The 14,320-nt window shown below is 41.6% G+C and carries 16 protein-coding genes and 1 riboswitch; of the genes, 1 reads left to right on the top strand and 15 read right to left on the bottom strand.

Annotation, left to right across the window (positions count from 1 at the left end; genetic code table 11):
- Positions 1-79: 79 nt before the first annotated feature.
- The 7 genes from M3197_RS16035 to M3197_RS16005 form a co-directional block, all read right to left on the bottom strand.
- Entirely contained in the window at positions 80-1,312 is a 1,233-nt protein-coding gene (locus tag M3197_RS16035; RefSeq protein ID WP_251662745.1) for a resuscitation-promoting factor, read from the bottom strand.
- 137 nt (positions 1,313-1,449) lie between these two features.
- Positions 1,450-2,217, bottom strand: a complete 768-nt coding sequence (locus M3197_RS16030; protein ID WP_251662743.1) for a TatD family hydrolase — start codon at positions 2,215-2,217, stop codon at positions 1,450-1,452.
- Between the two features lie 123 nt (positions 2,218-2,340).
- Positions 2,341-4,308, bottom strand: a complete 1,968-nt coding sequence (gene metG / locus M3197_RS16025) for a methionine--tRNA ligase (RefSeq protein WP_251662741.1) — start codon at positions 4,306-4,308, stop codon at positions 2,341-2,343.
- A 324-nt stretch (positions 4,309-4,632) separates the two neighbouring features.
- A complete protein-coding gene (locus M3197_RS16020; protein ID WP_251662738.1) occupies positions 4,633-5,832 on the bottom strand; it encodes a M20 family metallopeptidase in 1,200 nt (399 codons plus the stop codon).
- 15 nt (positions 5,833-5,847) lie between these two features.
- A complete protein-coding gene (locus M3197_RS16015; protein ID WP_251662737.1) occupies positions 5,848-6,705 on the bottom strand; it encodes a MetQ/NlpA family ABC transporter substrate-binding protein in 858 nt (285 codons plus the stop codon).
- Between the two features lie 36 nt (positions 6,706-6,741).
- Positions 6,742-7,404, bottom strand: a complete 663-nt coding sequence (locus M3197_RS16010) for a methionine ABC transporter permease (protein WP_251662734.1) — start codon at positions 7,402-7,404, stop codon at positions 6,742-6,744.
- A complete protein-coding gene (locus M3197_RS16005; RefSeq protein WP_251662716.1) occupies positions 7,394-8,419 on the bottom strand; it encodes a methionine ABC transporter ATP-binding protein in 1,026 nt (341 codons plus the stop codon). The genes M3197_RS16010 and M3197_RS16005 overlap by 11 nt, the downstream gene beginning before the upstream one ends.
- Positions 8,420-8,565: 146 nt before the next feature.
- Positions 8,566-8,678, bottom strand: a riboswitch (SAM riboswitch).
- Between the two features lie 296 nt (positions 8,679-8,974).
- Between M3197_RS16005 and abrB the strand changes: the two genes are divergently transcribed.
- Positions 8,975-9,250 (top strand): transition state genes transcriptional regulator AbrB, encoded by a 276-nt coding sequence (abrB, locus tag M3197_RS16000; protein WP_025783670.1) that lies wholly within the window; start codon positions 8,975-8,977, stop codon positions 9,248-9,250.
- Between the two features lie 59 nt (positions 9,251-9,309).
- Here abrB and rsmI read toward each other — a convergent pair whose 3' ends face one another.
- From rsmI to darA, 8 genes are all read right to left on the bottom strand, one after another.
- Positions 9,310-10,182 (bottom strand): 16S rRNA (cytidine(1402)-2'-O)-methyltransferase, encoded by an 873-nt coding sequence (rsmI, locus tag M3197_RS15995; RefSeq protein WP_251662715.1) that lies wholly within the window; start codon positions 10,180-10,182, stop codon positions 9,310-9,312.
- Positions 10,179-10,454, bottom strand: coding sequence for a GIY-YIG nuclease family protein (locus M3197_RS15990; RefSeq protein ID WP_251662714.1), 276 nt, complete (start codon positions 10,452-10,454; stop codon positions 10,179-10,181). The genes rsmI and M3197_RS15990 overlap by 4 nt, the downstream gene beginning before the upstream one ends.
- Positions 10,438-11,190, bottom strand: coding sequence for a tRNA1(Val) (adenine(37)-N6)-methyltransferase (locus tag M3197_RS15985; RefSeq protein ID WP_251662713.1), 753 nt, complete (start codon positions 11,188-11,190; stop codon positions 10,438-10,440). The genes M3197_RS15990 and M3197_RS15985 overlap by 17 nt, the downstream gene beginning before the upstream one ends.
- A gap of 81 nt (positions 11,191-11,271) precedes the next feature.
- Positions 11,272-11,625, bottom strand: coding sequence for a DNA replication initiation control protein YabA (gene yabA, locus M3197_RS15980; RefSeq protein WP_025783666.1), 354 nt, complete (start codon positions 11,623-11,625; stop codon positions 11,272-11,274).
- 21 nt (positions 11,626-11,646) lie between these two features.
- Positions 11,647-12,465 carry a PSP1 domain-containing protein gene (locus M3197_RS15975; RefSeq protein ID WP_251662712.1) on the bottom strand — a complete coding sequence of 273 codons (819 nt, stop codon included), beginning with the start codon at positions 12,463-12,465 and terminating at the stop codon, positions 11,647-11,649.
- Complete coding sequence (gene holB / locus M3197_RS15970; RefSeq protein ID WP_251662711.1) at positions 12,458-13,465, bottom strand: DNA polymerase III subunit delta'; 1,008 nt, start codon at positions 13,463-13,465, stop codon at positions 12,458-12,460. Before holB ends, M3197_RS15975 begins: the two co-directional genes overlap by 8 nt.
- Before the next feature lie 57 nt (positions 13,466-13,522).
- Positions 13,523-13,963 (bottom strand): YaaR family protein, encoded by a 441-nt coding sequence (locus M3197_RS15965; RefSeq protein WP_039043163.1) that lies wholly within the window; start codon positions 13,961-13,963, stop codon positions 13,523-13,525.
- Positions 13,964-13,984: 21 nt separating this feature from the next.
- Positions 13,985-14,314, bottom strand: a complete 330-nt coding sequence (gene darA, locus M3197_RS15960; protein ID WP_025783662.1) for a cyclic di-AMP receptor DarA — start codon at positions 14,312-14,314, stop codon at positions 13,985-13,987.
- Positions 14,315-14,320: the final 6 nt, after the last annotated feature.

The following is a 14,320-nucleotide window of genomic DNA, read 5'->3' as shown; positions in this document are numbered from 1 at the left end:
AATACCACAACAATCCGCATGGCTAGTTTCAAGCCATGCGGATTGTTGGACCTACCTCTATAGACTGTGTGGAGTACTATCACTTTAATACTTTTATCTTTACTTGCCGTCTGCCGAACTTTTTAGCAGCAGCATCATTAGGTACGTGCAAATCGATTCGATTGCCTTTTATAGCACCACCTGTATCTCCTGCAATTGCGTAACCGTAGCCCTCAACCCATACCTTTGAACCAAGTGGAATGACACTTGGATCTACCGCTATGACTTTCAAGTTGGGGTTAGCAGCTAAGTTAATGCCAGTAGCCGTAATTCCACTACAACCCGTGCAATGTGCTGTATAAGCAGTTGCATTCATATACATCACTTTGCCAGACTCGCTTCCATTTCCACGTGAAACACTTGTCTTCACAGTAGAAGATTGCGGTGTCGCACTTGCAAGCGCGACTTTAGAACCTACAGAGACTACTTGAGTTTTTGGATGCGCGACAACGTGTTCACGAATAAGCTTACGTGATACTTCTTTTCCGTTCTCTTTGACGATTTCGAATCTCTTTCTGACTTTCCCGTTTTCACCTTCTCGGACAACCTTTTTTCGTCCTTTTAGTAAATTATCGTCAGTACGTGTTTTTACGTCGAAATCCGTCGGCTCTTCCACTACATCGGTGACCTTTTCCACACGAACAATTGAGACAACAGACTTCGGTAGCAGCAACTGCTCCTTATCACTTTCCAATCGATCCAACTCACCTAGTTGAATGTTCTCGTTCTTTAAAAAGTCAGCGACCGTAGTCGAAGTAGACCACACTTTTGTAGACTTTTCACCGTCTTTAAGCGTCACTTGAAACGCTTTGTCAATCGAGATTTCACCTGAATTGCCAACTTTACTCTCTAAGCTTGGTTCAACTGAATCATGATCTGCCAGTTCTACACCCGCTTCATCCAGGATGGCTTGCACTGTAGACTTAGTTGTCCAAATCGTTGTAGAGTCGTTATTCATATTTATTGCAACGGGTTTTGCCTTTTTCCAATCAATCGTCATTCCATCTTTGATGGACGTTGTTGCTGAGGGTGAAATTACGTCGTGAGACCCAATTTCTATATCACGCTGCGCCAGTACATCTTTAACTGTTTTCGCGTGTGTTTTAAATTCTACTGTTTCGCCACCCGCTTCAAGCGTGATGTTTTTCTTCGTGCCTTCATAGAAAGCTAGAGAAAGAACAGTTATAAAAATCGCTAGTATCGCTGTGCCAGCTACGATTTTTTGTATCCTCAGTGATTGAAAGAATCCGTTTCCCATGGTACGTTTCGTCATGAAAAAAATCTCCTCCTTATTCACTCGGCTGATTATATAGGCTCAATTTCATGCTGTCAACCGTTCTAACTTTCCCGCATAGGAATGCCGGAAGTCACCTATCTTCAATGAATGGGTGATTCTCCCGGCAAATCAAGTCAGTCGATGGCAAATAATTTCATAGCATTTTGAGTGGTAATTCGAGCTACCTCTTTGAGTGATATTCCTTTTAGTTCTGCGATTTGTTCTGCAACAAGTGCGACATATGCAGGTTCGTTTCTTTTACCACGATGTGGATGGGGTGCAAGATACGGCGCGTCTGTTTCTACAAGTAAATACTCGAGTGGAATTTCAGTCGCAACTTGTTTCGGCATCTTAGCATTTTTAAATGTCACCGGGCCTCCGAGAGAAATCATAAAGTTCATATCTATGCATTGTTTGGCAGTTTCTACACTTCCACTAAAGCAGTGCATAATGCCACCCGTGGTTCCGGCTTCTTCTTCTTGCAAGATTTGTACGACATCTGCTGTTGCATCTCGATTATGAATAATAATCGGCAAATCCACTTTTTTCGCAAGTCGTATTTGCTTTCGAAACAGTTCTTGCTGAACCTCTTTCGGTGACTTATCCCAATGATAGTCGAGTCCAGTTTCTCCGATCCCAACAACTTTCGGATGTGCCGCTAACTCTTCAATCCATTTTAAATCCTCTTCGGTACAATCGATTGCATCGACCGGATGCCAACCGACCACCGCATATATAAAGCTATGTTTTTCAGTAAGCTCCATTGCTCTGATAATAGTGGGGCGGTCAAATCCGACGACCACCATTCGCTCAACACCTGCGTTAAGTGCGCGCTGAATCACTTGGTCTATGTCTGGTTCATACTGTTTATCATTTAAATGGACATGTGTGTCTATTAACATCTCATTCGCCTCACATAAGTTATAGTGTACTTTCCTGTCTTTACACAAACATCGCAGTTACATTACAAAACGATTACAAACAAAAGACAACAGCGGCTCTCCGAAGAAAGCCGCTGTCCTATATTATTTTACACGCGATCCATTTGCAAGAGATGCGTCTGCTGTAGCGAGTTTTAACACTCCGTCTGACGTACCAGCTAATATCATCCCTTGAGACAATTCGCCCCGCAATTTAACGGGCTTTAAATTAGCTACCACAATTACTTTTTGTCCAACCAATTGGTCTGGATCGTAATGTTCAGCAATACCTGAAACTACTTGTCGCTGCTCATAACCTAAGTCGACTTGCAACTTCAATAATTTGTCCGCTTTTGGTATTTTTTCACATGCAGTTACCGTTGCAATTCTCAAATCGATGGCATTGAATGCATCAATTGTAATTTCAGGGGATTCCTCCACCGTTGTTTCTTCTTTAGGCTCTTCTTTTTCTGCTTCTTTAGGAGCGGTAATCGCCATTTGTTCTTTAATGTATTGAATTTCAACTTCGTTATCCAGTCTAGGGAAAATTGGTACTCCCTTTTCAATAACTTTCGTGTTTTCTGGAATAGTATTGAAATCGCCTAACGTGTCCCATGCCAATTTGGATTCGTCTAAACCGAGCTGCTCTATAATTTTTTTCGGTGACTCGGTCATGAATGGTTGTAACATCACTGCGATATGGTGTAGTGACTGTGCTAAGTGAACCATTACAGAGGCAAGCTTTCCGCGATCTGCCTCTTCTTTTGCAAGAACCCAAGGTGACGTTTCGTCAATATATTTATTCGTTCGGGATACGAGTGACCATAGCTCGGAAAGCACAATACTGAACTGCATTTTCTCAAGAGACTCTTCATACTTTTGCACAGTAGATGTCATTGCGGATTGAAGACTTTCGTCAAACTCCGTTGGCTCTGTGAGTTCAACAGGCACCACACCATTAAAATATTTGTTTATCATAGAAACTGAACGGTTCAACAAGTTTCCTAAGTCATTCGCTAAATCATAATTCGTTCGTTCAACGAATGATTCTGGAGAAAACGTTCCATCCTGACCGAACGGTAGCTCACGTAATAGGAAGTAACGAGTCGCGTCTAGACCATAACGTTCTACAAGCATATCTGGATAGACGACATTTCCTTTAGACTTGGACATTTTACCGTCTTTCATCATGATGAATCCGTGTGCAAATACCTTCTTCGGTAGCGGTAAGTCTAATGCCATCAAGAAAATCGGCCAGTAAATCGTATGGAATCGAACGATATCTTTCCCCACCACTTGAACGTCAGCTGGCCAGTACTTATTAAATAGTGAATCGTCATCTGACAAGTATCCAAGTGACGTAATGTAGTTGGTTAACGCATCCACCCATACGTAAATAACATGCTTCGGATCTCCAGGCACTTTAATCCCCCAGTCGAAGGACACCCTGGATACGGATAAGTCTTCAAGACCCGGTTTAATGAAGTTATTAATCATTTCGTTTTTACGAGATTCCGGCTCAATGAACCCTGGGTGATCTTCATAATATTGAAGGAGACGATCGGAATACTTCTTCATATTAAAGAAATACGATTCTTCAGCTACACGTTCTACCGGACGACCACAATCTGGACAATTGCCGTCTACTAACTGAGCTTCAGTGAAATACGATTCACACGGAATACATTTCCATCCTTCGTATTCCCCCTTATAGATATCCCCATTATCGAGAAACTTTTGGAAAATCTTTTGGACGGTCTTTTTATGTCGCTCCTCCGTCGTTTGGATGAAGTCATCATACGTAATATCCATTAGCTTCCATATACGCTTGGCGTAGTCAGCGATGTCATTGACGTATTCTTGAGGAGGACGGCCTGCTTCTTCTGCTTTTTCTTGGATTTTTTGTCCATGCTCGTCCATTCCCGTTAAGAAGCGTACGTCGTATCCACGGAGTCGTTTGTAACGCGCCATTGCATCAGATGCCACGGTGGTATATGCCGTACCAATATGAAATTTACCACTTGGATAATAAATCGGTGTTGTAATATAAAATGTCTTCTTCTGTTCAGCCACTGCAATTCCTCCTGTACCCTTATCGATTACTTCATTTTATCGAACTTCTGATAATTTAGCTATGGTGAGGTGTGTAAAGATTGTATCGATTTCGCAGAAAAACTGTACTCTCATTAAAAATTTTAATGTTTTTCAAATACTATTCTTGTCAATGTAATTGCTGGACCCTGGTATATTTAAAACCTTTTTGCAAGATTGAATAGATTCCCCTCTATTAGTAACTATCCCCAATTCAAAAACAGCTTATTCTTCCACTGAATCAGGAAGAATAAGCTGTTTGTTAGTTTATGGACAATTTAGCAAACGAATTTTATATGAGCGACCTTATTGTTTTTCTTTCAAACTTTTTTCGAATTCCTTCTTAACACGATGCAGAAGCTCAGCATCTGTTAACAGTCTATATCCGGTTGATGCCAACACCTTTGCACCTTTAATGAGTGCTTCATCTCCAACAGGTGATTTGGCAGCCTCCCTAAATTCATCCGTGTGGGCAATTAGGTCATCAGGACCGATCTTTATATAAGGATGTGCTGTGGGGACTTCATAACTAATATTTCCTGCATCTGTAGAACCCTTACCGATTTTCTTTTCAGTATGAACAACTTCACCAACTGTTTCTAATTCCTCATGTAAAATTCCGTCTAATACAGAGTTCAATACAAAGTCTTTGACTTCATTTTGGAACCGTTTAATTTGAACTTCAGCCCCGGTTGCAAGAGCTGCACCTTCAGCTATCGCACGAACCTTAGTTGAAGTCTCTACGGTTTTTGACCAAGTCTCAGCACGGATGAAAAATCTTGCTGATGCGTATTCGGGAATAATATTAGGAGCTTCCCCGCCGTGTGTAATGATCCCATGTATTCTCACATCCTGTGGAAGCTGCTGACGGAGTGCGTTTATTCCATTAAAAAGTTGGATGACTGCGTCTAATGCATTAATTCCTTTCTCAGGCGAACCTGATGCATGTGCAGGCTTTCCGTAAAAATGGAAATCTAGCGGATCCACAGCTAACGTCTCACTCGTCAATGCTGTTTTACCGGATGGGTGAATCATTAAGGCTGTGTCAATCTCTTTTAAGTAGTCATGTTTTACAAAACTTCCTTTTGCACTGCCGTTTGGCCCCCCTTCTTCTGCAGGTGTCCCCAACACAACGACACGCCCTCCGCTCTCAGAAATTATTTTAGATAAAGCAATACCAGCAGCTACACTGGTAGTACCAATAATATTATGTCCGCACGCATGACCTAACCCTGGGAGTGCATCGTATTCGGCAAGAAAAGCGATTGCTGGTCCTGGAATGCCGCTGTCTTTCACCGCGTAAAACGATGTTTCATGTCCAGCAACCGCCGTTTTAACTTCAAAACCTTCATCTTTTAATAGCTTGACATGCTTCTCACTAGCAAAGAATTCTTGGTTGCCGATTTCAGGTGTGGCATGGATTTCTTGACTCGTTTGAATGTATAGATCTCGGTTAGATTCAATTGAATTTATAATAACATCGCGATTAGAAGTAATTGTGCTCATAATAGTTTTCCTCCCTTATAGTCCTTTGTAGACTTTTAGTAACTCTTCCTTTGAAATATCAACTACGACAGAACCGCCATTTGTATCTGCCTGCACCGCTTTTTTCACATCTTCTTCATGATACAATTCAATAATTCGCTGATAGGTTTCATTGTTCTTATCTGCTGACCTAGCTGCAAAGATATTTACATACGGCAATGTATTTTCGTCATCGCTGTCTTCTAGATAGATTGGATCTTTTACCGGATCAAACCCTGCTTGCCCAGCGACTCCATTATTAATGACAGAAGCGGCAACATCCGGCAGTACACGTGGAGTTTGTTGAGCTACAATTGGATAAATGTCGAGTTTCTTCGGATTTTCGACAATTTTCGACGGATCTCCAAACAATCCGAAATCATCAGCTAGTTTTATCAGGCCTGCAGATTCTAGTAATTTCAAAGCACGTGCTTGGTTAGATGGATCATCCGGAATTGCGATACGTGCTCCATCTTCAATATCGTCAATTGACTTCAGCTTTTCTGAGTAAACCCCCATGGGTGCAATGATTGTTGTTCCAATTGGTGTTAAGTCTGCATCATTTTCTTTTGTGAACTGACTTAAAAATGCAATGTGTTGAAATGAGTTTAGGTCAATATCTCCATTTGCTAAAGCCTGGTTCGGTAATGTGTAATCGGCAAACTCGATGAGTTTAATTTCAATTCCTTCAGCTTTAGCTTTCTCTTTAAGAATCGGCCAAACTTCACCATCTGATCCCGTCACACCGATTTTTACTACATTTGAGTCTTTTTCTTGTCCTGATGTTTTTTGGCTGCAAGCTCCTAATGTTAATAGAAGTAAGACAGTTCCTAAGTAGATAATTGCTTTTTTCATATTATAATCTCCCCCAAGTATGTGTCTGATCAAAAACTAACGTCTCATAACCTTCCGTGATAGCGTATTTCCTAACCACTGTGCCACCTGGACCAGAACAATTAGAATGACTACCGTAACCAGCATGACACTGCCATCGAAACGCTGATATCCGTATGTCATCGCTACATGTCCCAATCCTCCTCCGCCAACAGTACCTGCCATTGCCGAGAAGTCGATTAAACTAATTGTTACAAATGTTAAACCAAGAATTAGAGGACCGAGAGCCTCTGGTATTAGAACTGTAAAAATGATTTGAAAAGGGCTTGCCCCCATCGCTTTAGCAGCTTCCACAACTCCAGGATCTATACCTACCAAGTTGTTTTCCACAATTCTAGCGATTCCAAAAGAGGCTGCAATCGTCATTGGAAAGATAGCCGCCCATGTTCCGATTGTGGAACCTACTACAGCCCTTGTAATAGGACTTAGTGCAACAAGGAATATGATGAAGGGTATCGGGCGAATGATATTGATAAGGATATTCAATGTTTGAAACACCCATTGCTTTTCTAAAATGTTCCCTTTTCTAGTTACGTAAAGCAGTAAACCGATACTTATTCCTAAAATCGAGCCAAAGATGAGCGTTGCGATGACCATGAGAACCGTTTCACCTGTTGACTCTACAATTCTTGGCCAAAATGTTGTCCAATCAACCTTCATGAACAGCAACCTCCTCGATCTCTACGGTTTCTTTCAATGCTGCAATCAGTAGGTTTACAGAATGTTCATCACCATCAAATGAAACTAACAAATTTCCAAAAAACTTCTCCTGCAGTTCACGGATGGAACCATATACAATATTGAAATTCACTCCAAATTCTTGCGTTAGCCTTGAGAGAACTGGATCACTAGCTACTTCACCTTTAAAGATCACGCGATACAATTTTTTCCCTCCCTTTGCACGCCACTCTTTAAGCAATGCATTTGAAGGTCGATCCTGTTGTACTGACTGGATGAAACGCTTTGTCGTTGGATGTTGTGGATTTGTAAACGTGTCAAAGACAGACCCTGATTCAATCACTTCTCCATCTTCCATTACTGCGACACGATCGCATATTTCTTGAATAACGTGCATCTCGTGTGTAATCAGCAAAATTGTAATCCCTAATTCCTTGTTCACTTTTTTCAGAAGTCGAAGGATATCAGCTGTTGTGTCTGGGTCTAATGCTGACGTTGCTTCATCGCAAATTAATATATCAGGTGATGTAGCGAGTGCTCTTGCGATACCAACCCGCTGTTTTTGTCCACCGGAAAGTTGTTCAGGGTAATCATTCGCTTTATCAGATAGTCCAACAAACTCCAATAGTTCTGCTACTCGTGCAGTGACTTCTTTTTTTGCCCCTCCTGCAAGCTTTAAAGGATACGCAACATTTCCAGCAACCGTTCTCGATGAAAACAAATTAAAGTTTTGAAAAATCATCCCAATTCGGCGCCGCAGCTTCCTTAAATCTTTTTGAGAAAGTGTTGCTAGGTCTACTCCTTGTACTTGAATAGAACCCGTGGTTGGTCGCTCCAGCATATTAACGAGTCGAAGCAATGTACTTTTCCCTGCACCACTAAACCCAATAATCCCGAAGATCTCTCCTTGTGCAACGGACAAACTCACGTCATTAACTGCTGTCACTTCACGCTTACCTAGTCGAAATGTCTTAACCGCCTGTTTAAATTCAATCATGCTGGCCCTCCTTTTCTTACTGTATTGATTCTGTGCAGCAATGAGCGCAGTCATCGAACTTTCTTTTGCTTGAACGAAAAAAGCCCTCTTTCTTCTCGTGGAAACGAGAAAAAAGAGGGCTTCAATATACTATGAAACCATCTCCGTTCTCATCTTCCAAATGCATAAAGCATTTGCAGGAATTGGCACAGTGTTCATGTGTAATGAACCCGCTGCCGAGATGTCATAGGGCCTGCCCCTCGATCTCTCTGGATAAGAAAGTGATGTATTGCTATTCGATTGTGCAAGAATTATTATCTACTATAATCACAAGAACCGACAAAGTCAACCTATTTTTATTTTTATAAAAATTTATTATAAAATTATCTCTAGTATGTTCTAAATCTGCAACTTTGATTCACATTTATGTGTGTTTTTTATGTATCTATTATTCATTAAATAGTTTATAGCCTTCGCTATTGACGTTAATTGGAAGACTTGGTATGATAATAGACAGACAAGAGAAAAATGTCGAAATCTGACGAATCACCATTTTACTTTAGGAGGAAACCTGATATGAAATCTACTGGAATCGTACGTAAGGTCGACGAACTTGGTCGTGTAGTTATCCCTATCGAATTACGTCGGACACTCGGCATAGCTCAAAAAGACGCACTAGAAATTTATGTGGATGACGATAAAATCATCTTGAAGAAATACATGCCTAACATGACATGTTCAGTAACTGGAGAAGTTTCAGATGACAATTTAACACTCATCGATGGTAAACTAATTCTTAGTCCTGAAGGTGCTAAGCAACTAATTGCTGAAATCGAAGACAAAATGTCTTGATTTAATGATTTTATTTCAATAACATCTGTGCCTATTCAAGTAGGCACAGGTGTTATTTTTTATTCAACGTGATATGCCTGATAAATTTCCCGTTTCGTCACACCCCGATCGGCTGCGGTTTCTCGTATTGCCTCTTTTGATGTATATCCTTTTTGTTCGATCAATTGTTCAACGTGTTCAACAGGAGTTAGAGCGTTCCACCATACTATCTCAGTTTCTGATTTCATCTCATCTGTACCTTCTACGACTAAACAAAACTCTCCGCGAATCTCTGTTGTTTCTGCCCAGTTAAGTGCCTCTTCAATTGTCCCCCTAACAAATTCCTCATACCGTTTTGTTAGTTCTCTCGCAAGTGTAATACGTCGATTCGGACCAAACTGTTCTTTCAAAGCACGCAACGTATCTTTCAGTCGATGAGGTGCTTCGTAAAAGAGTATCGTCTCTTGTCGGTTCTGTAATGCTTCCAACTGAATACGGCGCTTTTTCTTCTGTCTGTCTAAAAAACCAAAAAACAAGAAGGGCTGTGCAGGAATACCCGACGCAACTAATGCGCTAATGGCCGCATTTGGTCCAGGTATAGGAACGACTGGATAACCCTCTGAGATTGCTTTTTCTGCAATATCGGCACCTGGATCTGAAATACAAGGCATCCCTGCATCACTCACGAGTGCAACGGTTTTACCTTCTGCCAACAACTCTAAAATTTTTCTCCCTCCCACCTCTAGGTTGTGCTCATGGTAACTCATAAAAGGCGTGTCAATTTCAAAGTGATTGGATAACTTCACAGTATTTCTAGTATCTTCTGCCGCAATCATGTCGGCTTCTTTTAAAATGCGAATTGCACGATAACTCATATCTTCCAAATTCCCAATGGGTGTACCAACTAAATACAGCACACCCTTCTCATATTCCGCACTTTTTTGCGTGATCATTGTCCTGCCTCCTCTTGTTCCAAATACCGTTCTTTAGCGGGGCGCGTCAACTGTTTGAAACGATACTCCGCTTGCATCGCTTCCCGTTTCGTTTCAAACTTTTTGTGATGAATACAACGAACCGGCCTTCTTGCCCTCGTATATTTTGCTCCTTTACCTGAATTATGCATGGCAACCCTACGGTTAATATCCGTTGTGTATCCTCCGTAATAGGAACCATCCTTACATTCAAGTACATAAAACAGATGGTTATGGTTATGCTTCTGTTCCATACAACAATTTCCTCACTTCTTCAGTATACGTACCGTCTTGTTGATAAACATATAGCGGCGGAAGGATCTTCAAATCTGGCTTTCCATCTTTCGTTGCTTCGATTAGTAGCGTATTCGCTTCCTTCCCTTCTTTCGGATATACAAATTGAATACGCTTCGGCTCCAGCCGATTCGCTCTCATCGAAGTGATAATATCTAGCAATCTCCCTGGACGATGGACAAAGGCCGCCTTCCCACCTTGCTTAAGTAATTCACTTGCAGAACGAACCGCTTGATCTAGAGTCAGTTTTACTTCGTGTCGAGCAATGGTCAGCGGTTCTTTTTGATTTTGTTCACTATGCTCATACGCTTTAAAGTACGGTGGATTACAGGTCACTACATCATATTGATCAAACCCAATCTTGGAGGCAATACCAATGACGTCGTCACATCGCATTGTAATCTGCTCATTCAGCTGATTATAAGCGATACTACGACTTGCCATATCCGCTAGTTGTTCTTGCAACTCCACCGCTATAATATCTGCTGAGGTGCGTGCACTTAAAAACAATGGAATTGCGCCATTACCTGCGCACAAATCTACAATTTTACCGCGTCTAATGGGCATATAAGCAAAACGGGCTAGCAGTACAGCATCTAGTGAAAACGAAAAAACAGATGGACTCTGGATAATTCTCAAGTCTTCCGCAAGTAAGTAATCGAGGCGTTCGTCACCTCGTAATTCAATTGGTTCCATCGGATACTCCTTTTAAAAAATATAGTAACTCCATGATATAGAAAAACCGACACCTAGATAGAAATAGGGATCGGCTAAAATTCACAAATTTTGTTTACTTAGAAACGAGAGACAAAACAGGCAATCCTCACCTTTACGTGTGCTTCCATAATGGACATTGCATACGTGGAATCCCTCATTATAAATACGAGCCAAATTGTCTACACCTTCGCCAACGTCTGCCCGTTGCGAACGTTCTGCGTTTTTTTTGTCAGTAGCAGCTTGTTGATCCAACTCGTCTAGACGTGCGCGCAGATGATGATTCTCAAGTTGAAGTGAATGGTTTTCTTCCGTCATCTTAGCAACAAAACCGATGATTTCACGGAATTGCTTGTGCATAGAGTCAAGTTGTTGTTCGTATTCGATTACCTTATCGAGAAAGTTCCCTTCTTTCAACTTTATCACCTCATCACTTCATCAATTGACGGGCTGTCCCGTCTTCTTCGACAGTTCTTCCCAAGCATATTCAAGTGTTTGGTCTTGGTCGGTTAACTTCACTTTCAGCAAACGCTCCAGTAAATTTAGACCGACAACCTTCCCTGAGCCATCTGGCGTCTCAATACGTGCACCAATATCAGGCATGAGTGCTTTAGCTTGCTCGTACTCGTCATTTTCATATTTTAAACAGCACATCAATCTTCCACATAACCCTGAAATCTTTGAAGGATTTAATGATAAATTTTGATCTTTTGCCATTTTAATAGAAACCGGTTCGAAATCTCCGAGAAAAGTAGAACAGCAAAGCATTCGGCCACAAGGACCAATTCCGCCAAGCATTTTAGCTTCATCTCTTACACCGATTTGACGTAGCTCAATTCGAGTTCTGAAGATAGAAGCTAGGTCCTTCACCAAGTTTCTGAAATCGACTCGACCTTCAGCTGTAAAATAGAAAATCACTTTATTCCGATCAAATGTATATTCCACATCGACAAGTTTCATATCAAGTTTGTGCTCTTGGATTTTAGAGACACATGTAGTAAATGCTTTTTGAGCATCCACTTGGTTTTCTTCCACTTTATCCTTATCTTCTTTGCTAGCAGGACGAATCACTTTCTTTAAAGGCAGAACTAAGTCTGAACCATCCATATCCACCATCATGCTAACCACTTTCCCATACTCTGTACCACGCGCAGATTCGACGATTACATAATCATCGACTTTCAAGTCATAGTCCATTGGGTCAAAATAATGTATTTTACCCGCTTTTTTAAAGCGGATTCCTGCAACGTTATACAACGAATAACCCCTCCTGCATACTGAGCACCAATTGCTCCATTAAAAGCGTTCGGTGCATATTGCGATGCAATTGCTTTTTTGCCTGCAAAACTGATTCCAAGATTGTGGACAACTGATCATAAGTCATTTTCATTGCTAAACTTGTTATGAATTCATCTAAATCCGGGTATGCGGGTGTTGCAGACAGTCCCGCTTTCTTCGCCACAATATCACGGTACATGTACAGAAGCAAGTCCAGTCCCATCTCGGTATCTACTTTTTCTTTTAAGAATGGCGCCCATTCAGACTGGATGAGTAATAATGCGTCTGTCACATTCAGATCGATGGCTTGAACTAATTTTACCACTGTTTTTCGCAAACTTACAAACTGCTCGTCTAATGCCAGTTCAGTAGCACGGGCTGAATCTGCAGTAAGTGAAGTTACCGTAGCTGCAAGTGATGGAGAAATCCCTTCAACTTTCAAGGTTTCCAACAGCTGTTCCCGCTGTGGTGGCAGGAAAGAGATACGCTGACATCTCGATTGAATTGTAGGCAATACCATATGATAGGCATCTGTCAGCAATATTGCCGTCACATCCCCTTCGGGTTCTTCTAAAAATTTGAGGAGTGCATTGGCTGCGGCTGTATTCATTCGATGAGCATGCCCTATCATATAAATACGGCGTCCACTCTCATATCCCTTTTTCGTCATAACTGAGAGTAATCCTGCCATTTGTTCTTTTTTTATGTCTTGACCATCAGGTTCAATCGTTAAGATGTTCGGGTGATTTCCTGATTCAACGCGCTTACAAGCGCTGCATGTTCCACATGGAACATTATCGTTTGGTTGCTCACACAATAATAATTGGGCGAAGTATAATGCAGCGTCTTGTTTCCCAATCCCTTTTTCGCCATCAAAAATATAAGCATGACCAATCCGGTGATTGCGGTAGGCAGCACTGAATCTAGCAGCAACTGCCGGCTGTTCGGTAGTGATTCGACTGTTTAACTGCTTTTCCATACGGCTGCCCCCCCTTTCGTATAAAAAAGACGTTTTCTTATGTATCAGAAAACGTCCTCATGTATATAGATTGATGAGAAGTCCTTTGATTTCACCAATTTTAGCGAGAAGTTCCACGGATGACTCTTCATCTTGAAGCAATTGTTCCGCTAATTCAATTAGCTTCTGGTCAATTGTTTCAACAATTTTCAGCCTACGCCCTTCTCCGTACTGGTTCCACGTATGTGATTGCTTCAGACCTAGACCGGTTTCGACAGACTCTTTTAGAAAACGTTTGACGAGCATCTTAAATTTAGCCATGTCCCGTAAGTTACGAGACCGGGCAAGCCGGTCACCTGCGCTGGAAATGTCGCCAAGTAGACGAGTAATCTGTTCTCCATGCAGGCGTGATTCCTGTTTTTGAACCATTTGACCAAATCGCTCCCCACCTTGAGGAGACTTTAACGGGTCGTTACGCAATTTATCGAGACCCGTGCGATACTCATTATTAACTTTCATTTAAATTCACTCCGATATGAATCAGAAATGACGGAATTGTTCAATTGGCAGAACGAAAACCGTTGCGCCACCGACTTCGACTTCAACTGGGTATGGGATATAGGAGTCAGCGTTTCCGCCCATAGGTGAGACGGGAGCTACCATTTGATCACGCGAACGACAGTTATCTCGAATGAGGTCCAACGCTTTCGGAACAAGACTATCGTCTGTACCGATCAAAAACGTCGTGTTCCCTGATTTCAAAAATCCGCCTGTACTTGCCAATTTCGTTGCACGAAAGTCACCTTTCGTCAATGCCGATGAAAGTCGATTACTATCTTGGTCTTGTACTACTGCCACTATAAGTTTCACGAGGTA

It is taken from the genome of Sporosarcina aquimarina (assembly GCF_023715615.1).
Lineage (GTDB): Bacteria > Bacillota > Bacilli > Bacillales_A > Planococcaceae > Sporosarcina > Sporosarcina aquimarina_A.
This window is presented reverse-complemented; position numbering and strand designations above follow the sequence as displayed.